The organism is Verrucomicrobiota bacterium, assembly GCA_016871535.1.
GTDB lineage: Bacteria > Verrucomicrobiota > Verrucomicrobiia > Limisphaerales > SIBE01 > VHCZ01.
Genome location: VHCZ01000059.1, coordinates 1 through 21,569 on the forward strand (window position 1 = coordinate 1; position 21,569 = coordinate 21,569).

Sequence of the window (21,569 nt, forward strand, 5' to 3'; positions counted from 1 at the left end):
GCCTTGGCCACAGCCAAAATCCCTCGCCGCAGGACCCCGCGCAATTTTCGGACACGCTCTAAGAACGCGCCGTTACATCCGGTGGGGCGAGTCCGTCCCGGCGAGCCGCTCGACGAGCGCAGAACACGTCCGACTCGGCTCGCTGGGGACAGACTCGCCCTACCGTTAGGTTCACGGAAAGTTTCTCCAAATATTCACTTCAGACTCTGAAGAAAGGCGAGGAGGTCGCGAAACTCGCCCGGGGATAGAGCGCTGTCCAATCCGTCCGGCATCAGCGACGTGGCCCGGCGTTTCAATTCTTGAACGTCTTGCTGGTGGATCAAGTGCTCCGCGCCGCCGGCGTCACGCATCCGGATGGCCTCCGCGGTTTGGTGCACGAGGATGCCGTCGATCTCGCGCCCATCCTTGAGCGTCGCGCTGTAGCTCTCGTAACCCTGGGCGAACGTCGAGCTCGGAACCACAATCGATTCCAGCAAATCGCGGCCCGCGCGGATGGCGCCGATCTTGGTCAAGTCCGGCCCGATGACGCCGCCGCGGTGGCCGACGCGATGACAAGCGGAGCACGCGGCTTTGACGCCGAAAAATATTTCCCGGCCTCGCCCGATTTCTCCGCCTTTGAGCAGCGGTTCGAGGCCGGACAAGCGCTGGCTCTCGCTTGCTTTCATCCGCTTAACCTCCGCGACCCAGCGGCTCGACTCTTCGATCAATGGTTTTGGAGCGTTGCGAACCAGTCTGGCCGCTTCTTCGTCGCCGGGCCGCCAACCGCTCCGGAGGGCGTCCGAAAGATAAGCCAGCACGAGCGGATAGGCGTTTTCACCGGCGCGCGCCAGGGCCGGCGTGAGAATCGAAGGCGAGAGGAGCGGGACTTGGCGAATGGACTCCAGGAGCGTTTTGATCTGAGCGTCGGTCAATTCGGCTTTGCCAAGCAAGCCTGCCGCAGTCAGGCGGGATACCGGATTGGATTGAGATCCAACTCCGGCGAGTAACAAATCGAACGCGGCTTGCGAGAGCCGGGCGTGGCGGGGGAGCACCGCGCGCATGGCTTCCATCCGCAGTTCGGCGCCCGCCGTCGTGTCATCCACCACGGCGAGCAATGGTGCGTCCAGGTCCGGAATCTGCCAGAGCGCCGCCGTTTTGGCGGCGTGGAATCGCGTTTGGGGAGAAGGGCTGGCCAGGCTGCTTTGCAGCGCATCGACCCACACCCGCGACGGCGCGCGCAAGCTGACTTGAGCCAACGTTTCCCAGAGAAGAACCGCGCGGTCTGAGGACTGCGAGTTGAGGGACCGGGTCAACGCTTCGGCGACCAATCGTTGAACCGCGGCGTCGCTCTGGAACGCGAGAATCAGGTTGCGCAGAACGGCCGGTTCGTCACCGGCCGATTCGGTTTTGAGCAGAAGCGTTCGCGTGACCTCCGACGCGTGGAGCGTCCATTCTTTGTGCTTTTGCAGAATTTGGAGAGCGGTTTTGCGCAGATCGGAATCCTCCGAAGAGAGGCGCGCGATCACCGCATCCGCCGTTAACATGTTCCGCGGCGGTTGATCCAGGATCAGCAGCGCCGCCTTCTGCACGCGCGAGTGCGCGTCGTGGAGCGCGCGGGTCAAGCCCGCCTCATCTGCGATCTGATACGCGGCGTGGATCAGCGCGTGCTCCAGGAACCGGCCAACACCCGGCTGGCGCAAGGCCGACCAAATTGCGGGCACGGCGTCTGTGTTTCCGCATCGAGCGAGCGCTTGGGCGGCGGCGAGTCGCGCTTGAGGAGACGCTGACTCAAGCAGCCGGCACAGCGCAGGAGTGGATTCACGGTCGGCACGCAATCCCAGCGCGTGAACAGCCACGCACACCAGGTCAGGTTCTCGATTTGTGAGGGCATTGCGCAAGGGCACGAGGGCCGCCGGATCCGGAATGGCCGACAACGCCCAGAGCGCATGGAGTTTTGCGTCGAGGGTAGGGCGGTGCTGCTGCGCCGCCGCATCGACTGAAAACCGGCTGCGCGGCAGCGCAGCCCTACCGTCGTGTCCTGGGGAACTGGCAGCGCGAGCCAACAGGGCCGCGAGCGCCGGGATCGACTCGGCTCCCCGCTTCGAGAGCAATAGCTGCGCGCGGTCACGCACAGCCCAGCGCCGGTCTTCGAGCAGAGGCACCAGTTGTTCGGCGCGCCGCGCGTTCCAGGAGATCTTCAGCCCCCAGGGATCGTCGATGCGGGCCAGCGTCATCGGCCGGATGCGATAGATGCCGCCGGGCGCGCGCGAATTTCGGATTCGTCCTGTCGGGCAATGCTGCACGTACCACCCTCCCGTATCGACCACGAGCAAGCCGCCTTCCGCGTCCTCCAACACATCGGACGGATGGAAATCCGGATCGTCACTCGCAATGAATTCATGATCGGCCACGCGGAAGGTTTCATGTTCGGGGATCAGGATGTGCCGCGCGACTTTGCGGGAATTGTGCTGGGCGGAGAATAAATTTCCCCTCATCTCCATCGGGAAGGAATCGCCGCGATAGAGGGCCAATCCGCTCAAGGCCACCGCCGGGTACAGCGCGGTCGCAGGCAAAGGATCTCCCGTGAGCGGATAGTGCGTTCCCTGGTCCGGTTGCATGGGATACAAACCGCCCTCGACCAGATGCACGAGGGCGTCGCGCATGCCGCCCTCCGGTTTCTGATACCAGTTGTCGGTCCCGAGGATCGCGCCGCCCCGCGTGAACACGATCTCGACGAGGTTCTCGAACCCCCGGCACAGAACCTCCGGATCGGCGCCGTCGGGTCGGCAGCGAATCAGCGCGCCGCTGCGCCCGGTCAGGATCGAACCGTCGCGCCGCGTGAGCCGATATCCATCCGGCTCGCCCATCGTCATGTAAAGCAATCCGTCCGGACCAAACGTCAGCCCGTGCAAACTTCCGTTGTCCGTGTGGCCGAATCCGGTCAGGACGACCGTGCGTTCGTCCGCGACGCCGTCGTCATTTTTGTCCGCGAAAGCCACCAGGTCCGGCGGGTCCGCCACGTAGAGCCGGCCCTCGCGCCACGCCAGGCCCATGGGGAAAACCAGGCGGTCCGCGAACACGCGCGCGGTTTCGAATCGGCCGTCCCCGTCGCGGTCCTCCAGAAGGCTGACGCGGCATTGGCGCGTTTGGGCGCGCAGTTCGGCGTACAAATCCAACCCGGACGATTCGGCCACGAAAAATCTTCCGCGCTCATCGAACGCCGCGAACATGGGGAAGACGACGGACGGATCCCCGGCCACCTTCTCGATCGCGAATCCTTCGGGCACGCGCACAAGTTCGGGCGCCTGCGCCGAGGCCGTATGAAGCGCGACGTACAGTGCGATGGCACATATTGCGCGCGGATTCCAGGACCGAGCCATGGCGCCAGACTACGTCGCGTCTCAGAACGGTTCAAGGAAAGCTGCCAGGTCGAGGGTGAAACCGGCGCGCCCCCCCCCGGTAAGGGTGGGCGAATGTCCTGGGCGGACTCGCCATCGACGCCGGGCTCGGCGGGAGTCCTGCACCGTTGTTTGCCGAGGGGCGGGCGGACGGGCGAAACGCGTTGACGCTCGCGTCGTCTGACATTACCGTCAGACGACATGAAAACGATTCCATTGCGCCAGTTGGTTCGTGAACCGCTCAAAGTCAAACGTTGGACTCGTTCCGGCCAGAGCGTGCAAGTCACGGACAACGGCAAGCCGCTTTGGGTCATTCAACCGGCAGACCGAGAGGAGGACGACGCGGAACGCGCGCGCGCTATCGATGAACTCTTAGATGAAGCGCTGCGAGCTCCGCGATCCCCGGTCAGCGCGGTCGCCCTTCTGGAGGAGTCCCGGCGATGAGGGTTTACGCGGACAGCAGTTTCATTCTCCGGCTGGTCACTGGCGAGGCAGGCGCGGAGCAGGCGGGAGCGGAGTATCGTCGGCTGGGACGCCCACCGATTTTCTACCTGCCGTTGCATGGCCTCGAAGTTGAGAACGGCATCCGGCTGCGCGCTTTTCACGAGCGACGCGTGCTCCCGTCCGGTTTGCGCATGCGAATCAACCGGGAACGAGACGCCGCCGTGTCGCGCCTGATTGGGTTCATAAAGCGTGGCGCATTCAAAGAGATCGTGCTGGATATGGACACTGCGACAGATCGGGCGCGCCGACTTTCGACCACGCACGCTGATCGAATCGGGGCCCGGTCTATTGATTTGCTTCATGTCGCGTGCGCGTTGTTGCTTGAAACCGAGGTTTTTCTCACGTTCGACCCACGTCAAGCTGAGCTGGCAAAAGCAGAGGGGTTGCAGGTGGCCACCGTGAGAGCCGAAGATCGACCGGCTTCACAGCTCTCGTCGCCCAGCCACCAGCACCGCTTGAAACGAAGCTGACTTCGAGCGGCCAGCGAGTATAATGGCTCACCATGAACTCAATCCTCAAAGCCCTTGATGGACGCGCTGGGTGGACCGTGGTGCTGGCGGCGGCGTTCGGCCTGGCCGCCGGTTGCGGTGAAAGGGATCCCAAGAATGCCCTGACCTATTGGAAGCCCTTTTCCCCGCCGGACGGGAATTTCAGCGTCACTATGCCGCCGAATCCGATCAAGGATGAGCCAAAAACCAGCACCGGCTTCGAGTCCAAGACCTATCGGATCGTCTCCGCCATGAGCAATCTCGCGGGCCTGGCCGTCAGTTACTCCGATCAACCTCCCAATGCCGCCGTGCTGAAAGATCCGAACAAGATTCTGGACGCAGTCCAAAAACAAGCCTTGTCCGATTTGCGCGGCGAACTGATCAGCGAGAAGCCCATCAAGCACAAGAATTATCCGGGGCGCGAGTTTCTGGCTTCGGTCAAAGGCGGCTTCACCGTGCGCCAGCGCATTTTTCTGGCGAACAAACGGATGTACAGCCTCATGGTGATCGCAGGGTCGAAAGGCCTCGAATCGCCCGAAGCCAAAACATTCTTCGACTCTTTCCAGATCCTCAATTGACCGCGGTTTTGTTTATGAAACGCACAACGATCGTGCCTGCCGCAGCAACCCTCGCCGGCCTCCTGCTCGGCGCCGGTTGCGGACCGGCCTCCGCCCCGGCAGCCGCCTCTGCCGAGCACCGCCAGGAATTGGAACGTCTTCGCGCCGCCAATCAGGAAGTGAAAAAGTTGCGGACCGAGAATCAAGAACTCGGCAGGCTTCGCCGCGACAACGACGAACTTCAGCGCCTGCGCGGATTCGACGCGGAGATCGTCCGCCTGCGAGCCGAGAATGAAAAAATGCGCCAGGCGCTTGTGGCGCTCAACATTCCCATTCAGCCTCCGCCGCCCGAACCGCAAGTCACCAATCGGCTCGAACCGATTCAGGATTTGGTCCGCGCGTTTGAAGACGCGGCGATTGTTGTGAGCAGCCAGGGAGAGCCCCGCCCTGAGGATCTTCCGTTGGAAGGTGACAACATTCTGATCGACCAGAGTGTCATCGGACTTTTGATTCCGGAATTCCAGGACCGCACCAACGCGGGACCGTATGAAGTTTCCGGATGGCTCGCTTCCAAGGGAGTCGTCCTTAAGAGCTACCAGCAGTTGAATCACGTGGGGTTGACCAATTACCAGGTCCGCCGCGCGCCGCCGAAGCAGCCGGGTTCGCCGGCGAAGTAGCGTGGCCCATGACCGCTCTTGAACCACCCGACAGTTACCATTTCTCCGCCGCCGAAGGCTGGCTCGTGCTGGGCAGCTACGCCGACGCGCTCGACGAATTACAGCGCATTTCTCCGACCTTGCAGGAACACCCGGATATCCTGCTGCTCCGCTGGCACGTCCACGCGAAGATGAAAGATTGGAAAGCGTGCGCGGAGGTTGGCCATCGGCTCGTGGCCGCGGCCCCGGATGAAATCTCGAGCTGGCAGAATTACGCGAACTCCCTCTTTTACGAGAAGCGTTACCGGGAGGCCTTCGATGCCTTATTCCCGGCCATCGAGAAATTCCCCAAGGAATGGAGCGTGCCGTACAATCTGGCCTGTTACGAATGCCAGATGGGCAAACTCGACGAAGCGATGGCGTGGTTCAAAATGGCTCTTTCTTTTGGCAACGCCGATGAAGTCAAGCAGCAGGCGCTGCGCGATCCGGACCTCGGCCCCGTTCACGACGCGATCCGCGACTTGCCCTAGGAACTGTGCTTTGAACCGGCGCATTGGGTTTGCCGAACGCGCCAACCCCGCCTCCAATCTCCACCGGCGCCTCGCGCAAACGGAAATCATGGCCGCGCAGAAGGACGGAGTGGCCGCGCGATCTGCGGAGTTCGTCAATCACCCGCGCCAGCCGCGCCTGCGCATCCTGGCGTTGCGCGGAGATTTCCAGCGGCAACTTGCTGCGAAAGCGGCCGTCATAAACGTTGGACAATTTCAAAGAGACGAGCCGCAGGCTCACGCGCCGTCTCCACGCCTTGCGGAGCATGCCGTGCAACCGGCCATACACGTCCGTTTCGAGATCGGTCGGTTCGAGGAGGCTTTCGCTCACCTGATCTTCGGCCATGTCGTTGTAGCGGACGCGCACGGTGAGCGTGCGGACACTGCGGCTTTCGTCGCGCACCGCCGCGAACAGATGGTCCGCCATGCGGCGCAAGGTGGCTTCGACGTATTCCTCGTCCGTCAGATCGCTGGCAAAGGTCTCCTGCTGGCTGAACGATTTTTGCGGTTCGCGCGCGGGAATCAACGGGCGCTCGTCAATGCCGCGGGCGAACTGGCGGATGGTCGCCGCCTGGCTGCCCAGCAACAGCGCCAGCATGTCCAACGGGGTCGCGGCGACGTGGCGAATCTCCACGAGCCCGGCCGCATTGAGCCGCGCGCTCGTCTTCGGGCCGATGCCGGGCAGCCATTGGTTGGGCAACGGGTGCAGGAACGCCGCTTCGTGGCCGGGCGGAACTTCATTGAACGCGGCAGGCTTGGTCAGTTTCGAAGCCACGGCGCTGACGAGCTTGTTCGTTCCGATGCCTTCGCTGACGGTGATTTTGAGCCGCTGCCCGATGGCCTGGCGGATGGTCAGCGCGATTTCAACCACCGGTTTTCGCGCGGCGGAAAGATCGAAGTAGCCTTCATCGATCGAAGTCTGCTCGACGTCGGGCGTGAAGTCGTAGCAATAGCCAAACATCCAGTTCGAGAATTGCTCGTAACGCTCGAAATTCCCCGGAAGGACGATCAGCTTCGGGCACAGCTTGCGCGCCCGCACCGTTGGCATCGGTGTGTAAATGCCGAATTTTCGCGCCTCGTAGGACGCGGACGCGATAATGCCGCGCTTTTCGCCGCCAACGGCCACGGGCTTGCCGCGCAGCTTGGCGTCCGCCGCCTGCTCCACGGCGGCGAAGAACGCATCGGCATCGAGATGGACGAGAGTGCGCAAGGTTGCGCTGTGACGATGGCCGAAAGCAGGAGGCAATGGTCATCCACGTTTCAGCCACAAATGGCGGATGACGACGACACCTGCCGGCAAGTTGTTCTCGATATAACTGAATGTGCGCTGGTGCTTGGAAATTGCAGTCGGTTCGGCGAACGGTGTTGCTCGCGTGCGTGGGCAAGACTCCGGGCCAAAGGAGGTCGGGATCGGTTCTTTGCGGTGGGAGGCAAGGGCTTCGGAGAGTTTGGGAATAAGGGAATAGCCTTCTCGCGCATAGCCAATCATCATGGCGCTTTGCATCGCCCAAGCATAATCGCCGCGGACAAAACGGATCAGTCCCTTGTCACAATAATGAGCGCCAACCGTGAGGTCGACGTCCACGGGTTTGCATTCGATGAAAAGCCAATCTTGCGTTGGATAAGCCACACTCGGGCGGTTGATGAACCCCACGATCAAGTCCGGCTTCAAATCACGTTTGCGGCCGTCGAAATTTCTCAGTTCAGTGCCACGCGCACCCACAGTGAACACATCCTTGTTGAATCCATCTACGAGTTCATTCTTGAACACGACATCGAACAGAGTTTCGTGGAGGCGATGGGTCACGCCATTTTCTTCTGCTGTGTCGAGGTCGAAACTCGGTTGCGGGTTTTCGATCATCCACCGCCATGCGCGAACGATGGCTTGTTCGACGATGAGGCAAGTCCGCAGAGAAAGGCGTTTATGTGGCAACTCAGTGCCATCCCATACCTCCTTAAACATTTCGAGCCACATGCGTCAGGCTTCGAAAACGTCGAGATGTTCGCGGACCAGTTCTGCCCCGATCAATCGCGCCCGACTGGGCGTCCAAAAGCGGTACTGGTTGAGCAATGCCACGAGCAAGCCGCCCTCGACTTGCTGAATGATGCGCGTGCTGCCGGTATCCTCGGCCAACTTGAGCAGCACGTCGCGGAACAAAGCGTCCGGAGCAGGCATCCTCGTGCCGCGTTTCGAGATGAACAGCAGGCCGAAGGGCGCGGAGGATTGGAGGAAAGGCACATCCGGCTTCCAGAGTTCAACCTGCGGTTCGTCCCCCGTGACTTTGAAGAATGGGCGCAGGATGGATTCCAGCCGTTTGCGGAAACGCTCACGCTCCGCCGGACGAGGCGGATTGCAGGCGCGGCTGCGTGACTCGATGTAGGGCATCGCCACATCTACCGTGTCGCGCACGACTTCCATGTCTTTGCTGTCGAGGCCGAACAGGCTTCCGAAGAAGGAATCTATCTCGTCGAACACCGTCAGATCGCGGGCAATAAGCCGGTCGGAAAGGCGAGACACGGTTTGGCGTTGCTCTGCTGTCAGCTTCTCGAAGGGGAAGATCGGGCAGTCGTCGAGATCTCCTTTCTGTAATTTCCGGCGCTCTGCGCCAAACTCGCTGCTGGTGCTGAGAACGTAGTGCATCCAAACAGTCGAGTGTGCGAAAATCTGGAGATAGCGAGCGAGGAGCACTGAGTGAGGGTGTCCTCCTGTTGAATATCCATAAAAGCTCTCATTGAAAGCCGCGTCTTCAAGGCACAAAACTGCCCGGTACAGTTCGACCCCAATGCCCGGGGCTACCTTTAGCAATACCAAGGGCGCGGAATAGTTCTCCCTCTTCCGCGGGCGGTTGAGTGTGTTTCTGGAGAAGCGCGGCAGAAGTCGAGTTTCGATTGTGAATTCACCGGGCGTTGAGCATGTGACGTCTGGAAGTCCGTTTAGGAACTTCGCGTCGAACTGCTCTTGGTCCTCTGCGATTCTGTAACCTTGGGAAGCAGGGAGCTTCGTTGATTCCCAATAGCGAAGAAGCGATGAAAGGCCCGAAGAACTCTGACGACTAACAACCTCGGCGTCCAATGGCGTCCCTAGCGCCACCGTCTTCCAAATCCACGGTCGTTCAAACGTCGCCTCCACCTCGATGGGCTGAACGGATTTCGCATCAATCCGCATCTCGCCATTTCGATTCAGTGCAGCGTCATACTGTGGGGTGACAAGCCGCAGCGTGTGACCGGCTCTGGGCTTCCGATTGCGGGCGAAAAGCAACATGAACGGCTGGCTCATCTGCGGCCACACCGCCGTATCCGACAGGTTCGTGCCGTTGATGATGCCCGTGACCTCGACCAGTCGCAGGAAAGTCTCACGGGCACGGCGTGGAATGTCTTCCTGTTTGAGCAGAATGCGCGCGGGAAGCGCCATTGCGATACGGCCACCGGGTTTGCACCACTCCGTCGCCTTCCAGACAAACGGCAGGTCCGGGCCGAAGTCGGGATTCTCATACGCGTCAGCCGTTAGCTGGTCCGCGCGGAGAGCGATGATGGCTTTGCTCAGTCGGTTGAACTCTTCGGCCAGCGGGCGCTCCTTGCCTTTCAAGCTGGTCCACGGCGGATTGCTGAGGATGAGATCAAACTGCCCATCGAACCGGCGACCGACATGTTCACCGAGGCTGCCAGCCACTGCGCCTTCCACCGGGTCAACACCCTCGCGTCGGAAGTTGAAAAGGACTTTGTCCCGCAGTGGCCGGAATTTGAGTTTCTCCGGCGGCACGGGTTTCGGGTCGAGTTCGATGGCGGTGAGGTAAAGGCTAAGAGCGTGTCCGAAAATTCCGCGGGGTCCTGTTTTCGCGCCAAAGGCCGGATGGCGAGGCGCAACGAAGGAGAATATCCTCCCTGGATCTTCGACTGAGGAGCAACGAAGCCAGGCGGCCTTTGGCGCGAAAACCCTCCGGGCGGCGGGTCTTTTGTCCGTGGCCTGCGTTGGCTCGGTCCTTACAGCCCGCGTTGGGGATGCTCGGACCTCGCCGCCTTGGCCACAGCCAAAATCCCTCGCCGCAGGACCCCGCGCAATTTTCGGACACGCTCTAAGGGCGGCAAGTTTGATGGCGGAGTCGCTGATGTCGAAGCCGGCGAGCTGCTTGTCCAGAATCTCGCGGATGGCTTTGGCATCCGGGCGCTGGTCGGTGGCTTTCCACCGCTCCTGATAAAGTCGCCGGAACGCCAAGACGAGGAAGACCGAAGCGCCGCAGGCTGGATCCAGGACGCGAGCGTTATTCGCGTTTAGCAGCTTGGCAAAGGCCTCATCAACCAACGTGGCTGCGATGTTGCGCGGGGTGTAATGAACACTCGTTTCCTTCGCGGTCTGGTGCTCCCATTTCCAGGCGAAACGCTCATACACTTGGCTCAGCAGGCCAACGGGGATGTGATCGAAAAAGAAATGGCCGAAATGAATAGGCAGAGGTAACTGATAGTTTTCATCCCCGACAGGTTCTTCTCCCTTCACGATGGCGCTAAGGTGAACAAACACCATCCCGTTGGTGCGGCGCCCCAACTCTTCAAAGTTGTCATCAATTAGTGGGAGCAAATCGCCATTGAAGGTCTTGTCGAGCCAAGCCGACGTACTGGATGCGTTCTGAGCATTGGTAAAGCAGTCGAGGATGCTCGCCGCATTCGGAGCGATCTTCTGTGCATCGCTTTCACGGACAACGTGCCGGTCGCGCAGAAAGCGAAAGAACAAGGCTCGCCCCATCAGCGAAAGAACGTCAGCGCGTTTGAGTCGAAGCCGGGCGAGTCTGTCAGCAACGCTCCACACCAATGTGAACATCGCAGAGAAGACGTAATCCGTCTCCTTCGGTTCGCCTTTTCCGTCATACTGACCGTGAGCCAGCCGCGAGAAAAAGGTCAGTGCCTCTGGCGTGTCGGGCGTGTAGCGCTCCCAGTCGGGGGTTCGGTCGTCCAGCGACACCGGCACAACTGCCAGCTCACCGGGACGGATGCGCGCGAGGTAGGCGCGGTCGCCACGGCAGGCAAGCTTCCGTCGGAGTGTTTTAAGTTGTTGCTCTTGTTCCCTTGGCGTTTGGGCTAGCCGGCTTTCGTTCACGATGAAAAGCAGGGGCCGTCCCTGGCTTTCCGCCACACCATCGGGCAGAAGATTGTGCCCCTTGGGCTGGCTGTCCTCAGCCCGCCGAACGAGATCAAGATAGTCCAGCAATTCTGGGGATGCCGGGCTACTCAAGTCGCGAAAAATGCGGTTGGAGACACCGTAGCTCTGCATCTCTGCTTCAAGATTCAATGTCTCGCCGTTTGGCATGGATGCGTAACGCAGGTTGTCAGACCATGGGATATCTTGCACGACGCAAATCTGCCTGTTTGATAGAAAACGTCCTCAACGTGCTCTTGCAGTCGACGAGCGCGGCCCACGATCTGGCCTGAACGCAGTTCCGGTCCGTGTTCCGTCGGAATACTGTCCAAATGGACAGTATCTCGAAGGACATGTCAAATCCAACTTTGACGCAGGCGGCCCTCCCATCTTGAGGTGCATTGATGCACGGCGGCCTTCAGGCCGCTCAACGTGCGCCCAAACCCTCCTCCGGCTGGAATCTCCTATTCCGAATCCCCCGACACCGGTGCGCCACCGTTGGCCAGAAGGGGTTGAACTTCGGAGGCGGGCAATTCTTGCACATTTCGCAGTTTGCGTTCGATGGCGCGGGATCGCTGGGCCACGTCGTCCATGGTGTTCGACGCCTGCTCCAGCTTGCGTTTCACGCCCTCGAGCAAGTCGCCGAATTTGCCGAACTCCGTTTTGACGCCGCTGAGCAATTTCCACACTTCATCGGATCTCTGCCGGATGGCCAGAGTCCGGAAGCCCATTTGGAAACTGTTCAGCATCGCCAGCAGAGTAGTGGGGCCGGCGACGATGACGTTGTGCTCGCGGCGGATCGCGTCGGTCAAACCGGCCCGGCGAGTCACCTCCGCGAACAACCCTTCGGTCGGGAGGAACAGAATCCCGAAATTCGTGGTGTTCGGCGGGTTCAGGTATTTGTCGGAAATATCTTTAGCCGACGCTTTGACCTGGGCGGCGAGCATCCGGGCGGCTTCTTCCGCGGCGTCGGGATCGGCCTTCTCCTGCGCGTCGAGCAACCGCTGGTAATCTTCGATCGGGAATTTGGAATCGATCGGCAGCCAGAGCACCTCGCGTTCGCTGTCGCCTTGACCCGGAAACCGGATCGCGAATTCCACGAGTTCGCTGCTCGATTCCTTCGTTTTGACGTTCCGGTCGTATTGCTCCGGCGTGAACACTTCTTCCAAAAGCGCCCCGAGCTGAACTTCTCCCCAAACGCCGCGCGATTTCACGTTGGTCAAAACGCGTTTCAAATCCCCGACGCCCGCCGCCAGCTTTTGCATATCGCCCAGGCCCTGGTGGACTTGCTCCAGCCGTTCGGAAACCTGCTTGAACGATTCACCGAGCCGTTTCTCCAGCGTGCTCTGGAGTTTTTCATCGACCGTGGTGCGCATCCGGTCGAGTTGCCGGGCGTTGTCTTCCTGAATTTCTTTGAGTTTGGTGTCGACGGCGGTGCGCAAGGCCTCCAGTCGAAGCGCGTTGGTCTGCGTCAGCGCCGCCAGTTGCTGCGCGAAGCTGTCGAGTTGTTTCTGCTGAAGACCCGCGATCTCGGCCAGGCGGCTTTGCAGGGAATCGCCGAAACTGCTGATTTTGCCGCTCAACTCTTCGCGGAGTTGTTTGCCGGCGGACGAACCTTCCTCGCGGTTCCGGCCCAGTTCCTCGCGGAACGCGCGCTCCGTTCGCTCTTGGTTCGATTGCAGCGCGTCGAAGCGAGGCTGAAGGCCGGACAGATCAACACTGAGCCGCCGCGACAGCAGGACAACGGTGAGGACAAGGTTCCCGACGAGAAGAACCAGCGCGAAGCCAAGAAAGATTTCGGTCATCCCACGAATTGATCCAGGTAAATCAACTGCATTGGCGGGTTTCGAGCGTATAATTGTTCTCCAGATACTCGAAAAGCGTCTTGACCGGGACGCGCGTCCCTTTGAAGACCGGTGTCCCGCCCAGGGTGTCCGGATCAACGGTCACCAAGTCGCTGGTGTTCATGCCGACAAATTATCACATCCTCTCTGGGCGTGTAAACGGCCTTTGGCTTCCACGGCCTGCTTCTTGGTTTCGATCGTGGATTGGTCCCGTTGAATCTGCGCCAGGCGAGCTTTGGCGGATGCGTCCCCCCTGCGCACCGCCACGAGCAAGGTAGGGCGAGTCCGTCCCCGGCGAGCCGCTCGACGTGCTTGGAACACGTCTGCTTCGGCTCGCTGGGGACAGGCTCGCCCTACCGTCGCGTTCATTGGCGTGCATTTGCGATTGGTACCTAAAGCAGGCCGGCCCTCGCGATAAAGCAAAATCAAATTTCCAATTTCACATTTGAAGTCTTCGGCTATCTTGGGTGCGTGAATTCGATCGCGGCCCAACTGGAGAATTTCACCGCGTTGAATCAGGTGGCGGTTCCCGATCTCTGGCAGCAGCAGGCCGTCGCCGCGCTGCGCCAAGGCAAGGACGTCGTCGTCCACGCGCCGACCGGTTCCGGGAAGACCCTGGTTTTTGAGCTGTGGTCCAACCACGGCAAGAATCGCGGCCAGGCGATTTACACCGTCCCGACGCGCGCCCTGGCCAACGACAAGCTCGCCGAGTGGCGCGCGCGCGGGTGGGACGTCGGGATTTCCACGGGCGATCTCTCGGAAAATCTCGACGCGCCCGTGATCGTCGCGACCCTGGAGACGCAGCGCAACCGTTTGATCCAGGGCGACGGCCCCACGTTATTGGTCGTCGATGAATATCAGATGATCGGGGACGAAGATCGTGGATTGAATTACGAACTGGCCCTGGCCCTGGCGCCAGCGCGGACGCAATTGCTCCTGCTGAGCGGCAGCGTGGCCAATCCGCACGACGTTGTGAAATGGCTTCGCCGCCTGGGCCGCGACGCGGTGTTGATTCGCCACGACCTCCGCCCGGTGCCGCTGGAGGAAGTCCATGCGAACAACCTGAATTATCATGTTCCCAGCGAGATTCGGAATTACTGGCCCCGGCTGGTCCTGAAGGCGTTGGCAGATGATCTGGGGCCGATTTTGATTTTCGCGCCGCGCCGCCAGGCTGCCGAACAAATGGCCGCGGAATTGACGCGCTGGTTGCCGACGCCGAATCCGCTTTCGCTGAGCCTCGAACAGAGGCTTCTGGTCGGCGAATACCTCGCCAAGATGTTGAAAAGTCGCATTGCGTATCATCACAGCGGCCTGAGCTACGCGGCGCGCGCCGGAGTCATCGAACCGCTCGCCAAGGCCGGCCAGCTCCGGGTCGTGGTCGCGACGATGGGATTGGCGGCCGGCATCAATTTCTCGCTGCGCAGCGTCGCGCTGGCGGGCGCGTCCTACCGGCGGGATCACATCGAGCAACCGCTCAAGGCGGATGAAATTCTGCAAATGTTTGGCCGGGCCGGGCGCCGGGGGCTGGATGAGACCGGCTTCGTTCTCATTACGGCCAATGAAATCCGGCTCCTCGACGCGCACGCGTGCCAGCTTTCGCGGGGCGGGTTGGTCGATTGGGGCGTCTTGCTGAATTTGATGACCGCCGCTCACGAGGCGGGTCGTGATCCGTTCGCCGAAGCCGTTCGGCTCCAAGAACGCCTTTTCACCACCAAACCGATTTTCCTCGGCGTTGAGGAATCGTTGAAGCATCCCGAAGTGCCGTGCGGGCTGAAGACCGATCCCGAACGCGCGCGCCACGTCCGCAAACGCGTGCGCGAAATGTTGAACAGCCGCGGCGAATGGGAGGCGTACCCTCCGTTGCAGGAACGTCCGCTTCGCGAAATCATGGTGGTTTCATCCAATGAAGGTAGGGCGAGCCTGTCCCCAGCGAGCCGAGCTCCGACGGGTTCCGAACATGTTGAGGAGCGGTGCTCCGGGACGGACTCGCCCGACCAGGATGTCCGCAGGGCCGATGAGGGGAATTCCGAGGAACTCACAGCCGCGGCCCAATTGCCAATTGCCGATCGCCAATCGCCAGTTGCCGATAACCAAACGCCGATCGCCCATCGCTCTGTTCTCTCCGAACCGAGCGCCCTCGAAAAAGTCGGCTTCAACCAGCTCGTGGTGCTGTCGAAAAATGACGGTGTTCCGACTTACGGGCGTTCGATTACGGTCGCGGATAGGTTGAACGACGAACGCATTGTGCTCACGAAATGGATTCGGCGGATCACGAACTGGCAGCGACGCCAGGCGCCTTTCGCAATTTGGAAGGACAAGATTGCTCCGCTGGTCGAAAAGAAACTAGCCGAGCAGAAAACGCCGGCCGTCCGGTTCAGGATCTCCGCGCAAAAGATCGTCGCCGAAATCAGCGTCGCGGAGCAAACGCTCCGCGTGCCGGTCGATGCTCATGGAGTCGCGCTCTGGAAGCCGGTTGAACGCGAAGTGCTGCCGCCGGATTGCGCGGCATGTTCCCTCGTGCCGGCCTGCAGACAATTGCCGACCGCCACCGGCGTGGCTTTGCTCTGGAGGCGGCTTGGATTGGTGGACGGCTCAGGGGCTCCGACTTTGCGGGGAAAGATCGTCGGGTTCTTTTCTCACGGGCAAGGGCTGGCGATCGCGGCAGGTCTGGAGGATGAGACCTACCCCGTCAAGGAACTCGTTTATGATCTGGCGAACCTCGACGCGGGATTTCGCTTTTGCGGCGAGGAGAACCGCTGGGGAGGGCGGCTGGCCATGTCGTGCCAGCGCATTTACGGTCAGCAAACGATTTCGGGTTACCTGGAAAATGGAATGCCGCCCAAGTACGGAGCGGGCGCGGAACAGGTCGTGGCGAGCGTTCACCAGAATCCGCAGAACAAGCAACGCTGGATCACGGACCTGGTCGGGCCGGGCGATATCGACCGCATCATTATCGAGTGGCGCAGCTTGATGCGGCGCATCGCGCACTCGCCGGAACTCGATTGGGCGCGTTGGACCGAACTGCAAGCACTGGCTCAGGAGATTCTCAACGAAACCGAATCGCCGACCCTGACCGATCTTCCCCCGCTGGAATACGATCAAACCCGTCGCGTGGATCACCGGTTGATTTTGAGAAGACATTAGGGGCACAACGGTCCAACGCGCCTTACAATCCCGTTGACGCTCTCGGAGCGTTCACGCCAATATCCCCGCCCACAGCTCGGCCTGCGTTCCCTTCAGGCGGGCTGAGAATCAACTTCATTTCGGGGATTTGGCTTTATGAAACTGGATGCTTTGTATTCGGAACTGACACTCAAGACGGACGCAAAACTGGCGCTGGTGGTCCTCGATGGGCTGGGCGACATCGCCACGCGTGAGCAAGGTTACATGACCCCGCTGGAGGCCGCCCGAACTCCCAACCTGGACGCCCTCACGCAGGATGGAGCCCAAGGCCGCATGATTCCAGTCGCGCCCGGGATTTCTCCCGGCAGCGGTCCGGGCCATCTCGGACTCTTCGGCTATGATCCGCTGGAATTTCAGGTCGGCCGCGGCGTGATCGAAGCCCTGGGCCTGGGGCTGGACCTCAAAGCCGGCGACGTGGCCGCGCGCGCCAATTTTTGCGCGCTCGACGCCAAAGGAACCGTCACGGATCGGCGGGCCGGGCGCATCGAAACCGAAGTTTGCGAAGATCTCTGCGCCCTGTTGGCCAAGAAAGTCAAAAAGCTCGGCGACACCGAGGTCATCATCAAGGCGGGCAAAGGCCATCGCTTCGTCGTCATCTTTCGCGGCAAAGGTCTCGAAGGCCCGCTCACGGACGCCGATCCTCATCGGGAAGGCAAGCCCGTTCCCAAAGCAGAAGCCATCGACAAGAAATCCGCCAAAGCCAAGAAGGCGGCGAAGTTAGTCGCGGATTTCTACAAAGCGGCGTTGCCCGTGATCGCCGCAAAGAAGCCCGCCAACGGTTTTCTGATGCGCGGGATCGCGCATCAGCCCGCCATCCCGAACTTCGCGGAACGCTACGGATTGAGAGCCGCCTGCCTCGCGGTCTACCCGATGTACAAAGGCCTCGCGCAACTGGTCGGAATGACCAAATTGGAAGGCGCGCAGACGATTCAAGCCCAATTCGAGCGCTACCTGGCGGAGTATGGGAAGTACGACTTCTTTTTCATTCACTACAAATACACCGACATGCACGGCGAAGACGGCAATTTCGAGGCGAAGAAGAAAGCGATCGAGGACTTCGACGCCGCGCTGCCCGTCCTCCTCCAGAAACGTCCGGACGTGCTGGCCATCACCGGCGATCATTCCACGCCTTGCGCGCTCAAGGGCCATTCCTGGCATCCACAGCCGGTCTTGCTGGTATCGCCTTACTCCGGATCTGACAAACTGGACCGTTTCTCCGACACGGGCGCGAATTTGGGTTCGCTCGGTTTATTCGAGGCGAAGTATCTCATGCGCCTCATGCAGGCGAACGCGAGGATGTTTGATAAATACGGGGCGTGACCTGAATTTCAAATCTCAAATTTCAAATTTGAAATTCGACCGATGAAGGCTGTGATCCTGGCGGCGGGCAAAGGCACGCGCATGCGCGAACTGACCAACGAATTGCCCAAGCCCATGTTGAAGATTCAGGGCCGGCCCATCCTTGAACATATTCTGGAGGGCCTCATTGCCAGCGGCATTCGCGAGTTTTGCGTTGTCACGGGCTTCCGCGCCGAGGCCATTGAAACGCATTTCGGCAATGGCTCGCGCTGGGGCGCCGCGATCCGTTACGCGCGCCAGACCGTCCAGGATGGAACCGGCAAAGCGCCGGAACTTGCCAAAGGCTTTGTCGGGTCGGACTCGTTCCTTCTCACTTATGGCGACATCCTGGTGAAGCCCGAAACTTACAAGCAAATGATCGAGCGTTTCAGCCAGGGGCAATTCTCGGGCCTGGTTACGGTCACGCGCGGCGAGGACGTCACCAAAGGAGGCATTAACCTGTTCGACGCCGAATTTTGCCTGCGCCGCATCATTGAAAAGCCCAGCGCGGAGCAGTTCGCAGACTTGCGACGCGACGGCTGGCTAAAGCCGGGTGATCCCATTTGGTATAACGCCGGGATTTACATTTTCCGCCCGGCGCTGTTTGAATTCACGGCGACGCTCCAAAAATCTCCGCGGGGCGAGTACGAATTGCCCGACGCCATCAACGCCCTGCTTGGGCAAGGACACAAGATCGCCGGGCTGGAAATCCAGGGGCGCTGGGTCGATGTGCGAGACCCGGAAGTTCTGGCGGCGCTGGATTCTATCCCACGGTCTGATCAGTAAATCGGTCAAATGAGTTAAACGGGTTAGATCGGAAATGCAGCGCGTAAGTGATGATGAAATCCGCCGACGAAACCGCATTTACTCATTTACTGCTTGGTCCGCGGGATGGACGACAAAGCTCGTAGCGCAGAGTTGCACTCTGCCGTATCGCAGAATTGTATTCTGCGGGGCGTCTCCCAGTCCGAGCACGCTGGGACTTGCCGGCGCCCTGCCGATTGGAAATCGGCGATACCGCAGATTGAAAATCTACGCTACGGTTCTCCGGTCGATCTGTCGTCAATCCCACGGTCTGCACAGTAACCATTTAACTCATTTAACGATGTAACTCCCTCCGAAGCTGGCCAGTCACGGAGGTCATTTGCCGCCACAAATGCTCCAGGTTTTCCAGACAACCTTCGGCCGGCAGCCGTCCGGAATACGCCAGCCGCGTGTAGAATTGCCTGAGGATCGGCGCCCCCGATTCCAGTTCTGGAATTGCCCGGCTCAACACCGAGCCGAATTCGAGCGGTGTTTGCTCCGGACGCCGCGGCACGCCGCACTCGCGCGCGCACGCTTGAAGCGCCTCGAAACTGTAACAGATCAACTCGGCTGCCGACATTCGCTGAGCTTCGCCTGAAGCGAAAGGATCGGCGAACCCGCGGAACGGCCGCGCCTTAACGGGCCTTCGGCCTCCGGTCGCTTCCGCCGCATTCGCGCGGGCAGCCGGAGTTTTCAAACCCAGCAATCGGCGCAGGAAGGCAAAGAAGTCTTGAACCAAATCCCTGGCCGCTTTGATCAATCGAGAGCCGTTCCGGATCAGACTGCGGAGCACCCAGAAGGCGATCAACGCGTAGATGATCCAGCGCAGCAGTGTCGCCAGCCGGGAGGCGAACGGCGCGAAACCCGAAGAAGGCTCAGACGAAGAGCTTGATCCAGACCGGCTGACCTTCGGAAGAACCGACCCGCGATCAGTGTGTCCCTTGGCCTGAACGTCGCGTTCCTGGGGATCGCCTCCTTTTAAGAAATCCGCGCCACCGCCATCCGCCCCGGAATCCATGTCTCGCCGAAACCAAGAATACTCGGAAGCCGCCCCTTCCGGGGAGCCGAGCCTGCCCAGAACGGCAGTCAGAGAATATTTCGCTTCAGGACGGGGCAGCAACAAACAACCCAGAAGGATCGCGCCCGCCAGGACTGCGCCGTAACCGACCCAGGCGCGAGCGAGTTCCGGCGCCATCCGAAGCCGGCGCTGCCGGAGATAGCGCCGCAAGCCCAAAAAGCTCGTCGTTAAAAGCAATCCGAGCGCTGCCGCTATGTAAATCCACAATAAGACAAACCCGGCGCGCCGCTTGGCCGGATTATCTTGAGGGAGGAAAAGTTGTCCGGCGCCAAACAGCGGCAGAGCGATCAACGAGAAATAGACCACCCAGAGTCCCGGCGCATGAGGCTGCCCGGCGCGTTCCGAACGATTCTTGAACAACTGCCTCCAGAAAGGGATCGCCGGGACGGAAGTGCCTTGCGCGCTCCTTTTCTCCTGAGTTGCGCCGGATTCGTCATCAAGCTTTGCCACCTGGAGCAAGCCTTCGCCCGAAGCATCTTCCTCTTCGTCGATCAGCGTCCAGTCCCAGGTCAGTTTGCTGGCGCACCACCAGACGAGGCCGAGAAAACACCAGACCGGCAAGAGGAAGTTCACGAAACGCGAAGTCATCAGCCCCGTCGCTAGAGCCAGCCCGAATCCGTAAATCCCGGCGTGGGTCGAGCCTTGCTCGATGGAAATGCGCGAGATCAGGACGGACGCAAGCACGAACCAGAAAATCGTCCAGCGCAACCGTCCCAGGTATTCACCTGCGTAGCTGATCTCCAGGAGGAAGAACATCAGACTTCCGATCAACGCCATGATCAGCACGGGGCTGATGGCGATGCCGACGTAATCGGCGAAGGTTTTGTCGGGTTGGCGTGAGATCATTCGTTTCTCTTCAAAATGACGAATGCCCCATCACCAGTAACGAAAGAATGCGGAAGCCACAAGAACTGAACACCGCGGTTGGTTCCCAAGCGTTGCCTTGAGCATTCGGGATTTAGAAATTCTCTCGGCATTGGTCATTAGTCATTCGCCATTGTCGTCTGTGTTCACCGAACCAGCCGTTCGGCGCACAACGCAGAGAGCGCCGCCTCACTCTCCACGCGCCTTAAGTCGATTCCGCTCGCCAGCAACCAGCCGGCCCAATCCGGGCGGCTGGCCCAATCCGGCGTTCCCGGTTCATCAAAGACAACCAACACGACGGTCACGGCGTAACCTCGCCGCCGCAGATTGACCAGCGCGACCGCCGTTTCGGGCAGGACGGCCGTCAGCACGGCCACGACGGTGGCATTGCGGGGCAATCGGCTGGCCGCTTCGACGGCCAGCTCGTGAAATTCCAGCCCGTCTGTCAGTTCCAAACGCGCGAGTGTTTCCAGAATCCGCGTCAATTGATCGGAAGTGCGGCGAGTCTCGATGATGATGGGCCGCAGACGGTCGCTTTGTTCGCGCATGCCGATGTTGGCCCGGGCGACCGCGCGCGTCCGGAACTCGGTGTTCCAGCCTTCTTCACGAATGCGGTCCGCGGCGTCGCGGCCATTGGTCACCAATCCGACGCGCTGGCCCATTTGATGAAGCGCGTTGGCGAGCGAAGCGGCCGGCGTGATTGGCCAGTTCGCAACGCACCACGCTGAAACCACGGCGGAGTCCCAGCGGCCGCGGCACCGTCCGATAGGGTTTCACTGTCGGCGGATTCAGCACTTGTTCGAGCCCCAGCCGCAAAGCGGTGTTGATGACTTCCTTGAAGGGCTTGCCCAGTTTGGCGGCGCCTTTTTTCGCTTTGGCGGCGACGTCCGGGTCGAGCGTCAATGTGGTTCTCATGGAGGCATCATGATGCGATGTGCCAAGAGGTTGTTCAACGTGACCGACGAAACTCCTCGAACCAGTTCTCAATCACTGCCACACTCGGCTTTTGCCAGATTTGTCTCTCCGTCGCATCCTTTGCGATCTGGACCATGAGAAAGCGTTGCCCATCTCGGGCCACATCGAATTCGCGTCGCCCAATCGACTCGGGGATCTCAAAGAGATCGATCGGCTCACCGACCTCCGGAGGGGTTGAGTTTTTGATGGCAACGGACTTCAGGGTTCGCCCCTCGAGACTGAAAT

General features: G+C 60.5%; 17 protein-coding genes and 1 pseudogene. 8 read left to right on the forward strand and 10 right to left on the reverse strand.

The window, feature by feature from the left end; all coding sequences use genetic code 11:
- Window positions 1-194: 194 nt before the first annotated feature.
- Window positions 195-3,359 (reverse strand): c-type cytochrome, encoded by a 3,165-nt coding sequence (locus tag FJ398_10235; protein ID MBM3838326.1) that lies wholly within the window; start codon window positions 3,357-3,359, stop codon window positions 195-197.
- A gap of 219 nt (window positions 3,360-3,578) precedes the next feature.
- On the opposite strand from FJ398_10235, the gene FJ398_10240 reads away from it, so the two are divergent.
- The 5 genes from FJ398_10240 to FJ398_10260 are packed head-to-tail and all read left to right on the forward strand — an operon-like array spanning window position 3,579 to window position 6,112.
- Window positions 3,579-3,821: a hypothetical protein gene (locus FJ398_10240; GenBank protein ID MBM3838327.1), complete on the forward strand. Its 243-nt coding sequence runs from the start codon at window positions 3,579-3,581 to the stop codon at window positions 3,819-3,821.
- Window positions 3,818-4,351 carry a type II toxin-antitoxin system VapC family toxin gene (locus FJ398_10245; protein MBM3838328.1) on the forward strand — a complete coding sequence of 178 codons (534 nt, stop codon included), beginning with the start codon at window positions 3,818-3,820 and terminating at the stop codon, window positions 4,349-4,351. The genes FJ398_10240 and FJ398_10245 overlap by 4 nt, the downstream gene beginning before the upstream one ends.
- Window positions 4,352-4,383: 32 nt before the next feature.
- Window positions 4,384-4,947 carry a hypothetical protein gene (locus tag FJ398_10250; GenBank protein ID MBM3838329.1) on the forward strand — a complete coding sequence of 188 codons (564 nt, stop codon included), beginning with the start codon at window positions 4,384-4,386 and terminating at the stop codon, window positions 4,945-4,947.
- Window positions 4,948-4,961: 14 nt separating this feature from the next.
- The gene (locus FJ398_10255; GenBank protein ID MBM3838330.1) at window positions 4,962-5,603 is read left to right on the forward strand and encodes a hypothetical protein; all 642 of its coding nucleotides are present in this window, start codon (window positions 4,962-4,964) and stop codon (window positions 5,601-5,603) included.
- Between the two features lie 8 nt (window positions 5,604-5,611).
- Complete coding sequence (locus FJ398_10260; protein ID MBM3838331.1) at window positions 5,612-6,112, forward strand: tetratricopeptide repeat protein; 501 nt, start codon at window positions 5,612-5,614, stop codon at window positions 6,110-6,112.
- On the opposite strand, the gene dinB is transcribed toward FJ398_10260, so the two are convergent.
- The 6 genes from dinB to FJ398_10290 form a co-directional block, all read right to left on the reverse strand.
- The gene (gene dinB, locus FJ398_10265) at window positions 6,045-7,340 is read right to left on the reverse strand and encodes a DNA polymerase IV (protein MBM3838332.1); all 1,296 of its coding nucleotides are present in this window, start codon (window positions 7,338-7,340) and stop codon (window positions 6,045-6,047) included. The two genes, FJ398_10260 and dinB, sit on opposite strands and share 68 nt — an antisense overlap.
- Window positions 7,341-7,379: 39 nt before the next feature.
- On the reverse strand, window positions 7,380-8,105 hold the full coding sequence (locus FJ398_10270) for a hypothetical protein (GenBank protein ID MBM3838333.1): 726 nt from the start codon (window positions 8,103-8,105) through the stop codon (window positions 7,380-7,382).
- A gap of 3 nt (window positions 8,106-8,108) precedes the next feature.
- Window positions 8,109-11,429 (reverse strand): type I restriction endonuclease subunit M, encoded by a 3,321-nt coding sequence (locus FJ398_10275; protein MBM3838334.1) that lies wholly within the window; start codon window positions 11,427-11,429, stop codon window positions 8,109-8,111.
- 293 nt (window positions 11,430-11,722) lie between these two features.
- Window positions 11,723-13,063 (reverse strand): DNA recombination protein RmuC, encoded by a 1,341-nt coding sequence (rmuC, locus tag FJ398_10280; GenBank protein ID MBM3838335.1) that lies wholly within the window; start codon window positions 13,061-13,063, stop codon window positions 11,723-11,725.
- 22 nt (window positions 13,064-13,085) lie between these two features.
- On the reverse strand, window positions 13,086-13,226 hold the full coding sequence (locus tag FJ398_10285) for a DUF433 domain-containing protein (protein ID MBM3838336.1): 141 nt from the start codon (window positions 13,224-13,226) through the stop codon (window positions 13,086-13,088).
- Window positions 13,223-13,471, reverse strand: a complete 249-nt coding sequence (locus tag FJ398_10290) for a hypothetical protein (GenBank protein ID MBM3838337.1) — start codon at window positions 13,469-13,471, stop codon at window positions 13,223-13,225. Before FJ398_10290 ends, FJ398_10285 begins: the two co-directional genes overlap by 4 nt.
- Before the next feature lie 102 nt (window positions 13,472-13,573).
- Between FJ398_10290 and FJ398_10295 the strand changes: the two genes are divergently transcribed.
- The 3 genes from FJ398_10295 (at window position 13,574) to FJ398_10305 (ending at window position 18,409) form a co-directional block, all read left to right on the forward strand.
- Window positions 13,574-16,246 carry a DEAD/DEAH box helicase gene (locus FJ398_10295; GenBank protein MBM3838338.1) on the forward strand — a complete coding sequence of 891 codons (2,673 nt, stop codon included), beginning with the start codon at window positions 13,574-13,576 and terminating at the stop codon, window positions 16,244-16,246.
- Between the two features lie 135 nt (window positions 16,247-16,381).
- Window positions 16,382-17,605: a 2,3-bisphosphoglycerate-independent phosphoglycerate mutase gene (locus FJ398_10300; protein ID MBM3838339.1), complete on the forward strand. Its 1,224-nt coding sequence runs from the start codon at window positions 16,382-16,384 to the stop codon at window positions 17,603-17,605.
- Between the two features lie 42 nt (window positions 17,606-17,647).
- Window positions 17,648-18,409 (forward strand): nucleotidyltransferase family protein, encoded by a 762-nt coding sequence (locus FJ398_10305; protein MBM3838340.1) that lies wholly within the window; start codon window positions 17,648-17,650, stop codon window positions 18,407-18,409.
- A 313-nt stretch (window positions 18,410-18,722) separates the two neighbouring features.
- Here the strand turns inward: FJ398_10305 and FJ398_10310 are convergent, their stop codons facing one another.
- The 3 genes and pseudogenes from FJ398_10310 to FJ398_10320 form a co-directional block, all read right to left on the reverse strand.
- Window positions 18,723-20,351, reverse strand: coding sequence for a DUF4129 domain-containing protein (locus FJ398_10310; GenBank protein ID MBM3838341.1), 1,629 nt, complete (start codon window positions 20,349-20,351; stop codon window positions 18,723-18,725).
- Between the two features lie 164 nt (window positions 20,352-20,515).
- Window positions 20,516-21,031: a hypothetical protein gene (locus FJ398_10315; protein MBM3838342.1), complete on the reverse strand. Its 516-nt coding sequence runs from the start codon at window positions 21,029-21,031 to the stop codon at window positions 20,516-20,518.
- 67 nt (window positions 21,032-21,098) lie between these two features.
- Window positions 21,099-21,284 (reverse strand): annotated as a pseudogene (locus FJ398_10320) (DUF2191 domain-containing protein).
- Between the last annotated feature and the right edge of the window lie 285 nt (window positions 21,285-21,569).

Excerpts from the sequence above, each read along its gene's own strand:
- FJ398_10310 (MBM3838341.1), bottom strand. The coding sequence starts at position 20,351 with ATGATCTCACGCCAACCCGACAAAACCTTCGCCGATTACGTCGGCATC.
- FJ398_10300 (MBM3838339.1), top strand. The coding sequence starts at position 16,382 with ATGAAACTGGATGCTTTGTATTCGGAACTGACACTCAAGACGGACGCA.
- FJ398_10235 (MBM3838326.1), bottom strand. The coding sequence starts at position 3,359 with ATGGCTCGGTCCTGGAATCCGCGCGCAATATGTGCCATCGCACTGTAC.
- rmuC (MBM3838335.1), bottom strand. The coding sequence starts at position 13,063 with ATGACCGAAATCTTTCTTGGCTTCGCGCTGGTTCTTCTCGTCGGGAAC.
- FJ398_10240 (MBM3838327.1), top strand. The coding sequence starts at position 3,579 with ATGAAAACGATTCCATTGCGCCAGTTGGTTCGTGAACCGCTCAAAGTC.
- FJ398_10290 (MBM3838337.1), bottom strand. The coding sequence starts at position 13,471 with ATGAACGCGACGGTAGGGCGAGCCTGTCCCCAGCGAGCCGAAGCAGAC.
- FJ398_10270 (MBM3838333.1), bottom strand. The coding sequence starts at position 8,105 with ATGTGGCTCGAAATGTTTAAGGAGGTATGGGATGGCACTGAGTTGCCA.
- FJ398_10260 (MBM3838331.1), top strand. The coding sequence starts at position 5,612 with ATGACCGCTCTTGAACCACCCGACAGTTACCATTTCTCCGCCGCCGAA.
- FJ398_10285 (MBM3838336.1), bottom strand. The coding sequence starts at position 13,226 with ATGAACACCAGCGACTTGGTGACCGTTGATCCGGACACCCTGGGCGGG.
- FJ398_10315 (MBM3838342.1), bottom strand. The coding sequence starts at position 21,031 with ATGGGCCAGCGCGTCGGATTGGTGACCAATGGCCGCGACGCCGCGGAC.
- FJ398_10275 (MBM3838334.1), bottom strand. The coding sequence starts at position 11,429 with ATGCCAAACGGCGAGACATTGAATCTTGAAGCAGAGATGCAGAGCTAC.
- FJ398_10250 (MBM3838329.1), top strand. The coding sequence starts at position 4,384 with ATGAACTCAATCCTCAAAGCCCTTGATGGACGCGCTGGGTGGACCGTG.
- FJ398_10305 (MBM3838340.1), top strand. The coding sequence starts at position 17,648 with ATGAAGGCTGTGATCCTGGCGGCGGGCAAAGGCACGCGCATGCGCGAA.
- FJ398_10245 (MBM3838328.1), top strand. The coding sequence starts at position 3,818 with ATGAGGGTTTACGCGGACAGCAGTTTCATTCTCCGGCTGGTCACTGGC.
- FJ398_10255 (MBM3838330.1), top strand. The coding sequence starts at position 4,962 with ATGAAACGCACAACGATCGTGCCTGCCGCAGCAACCCTCGCCGGCCTC.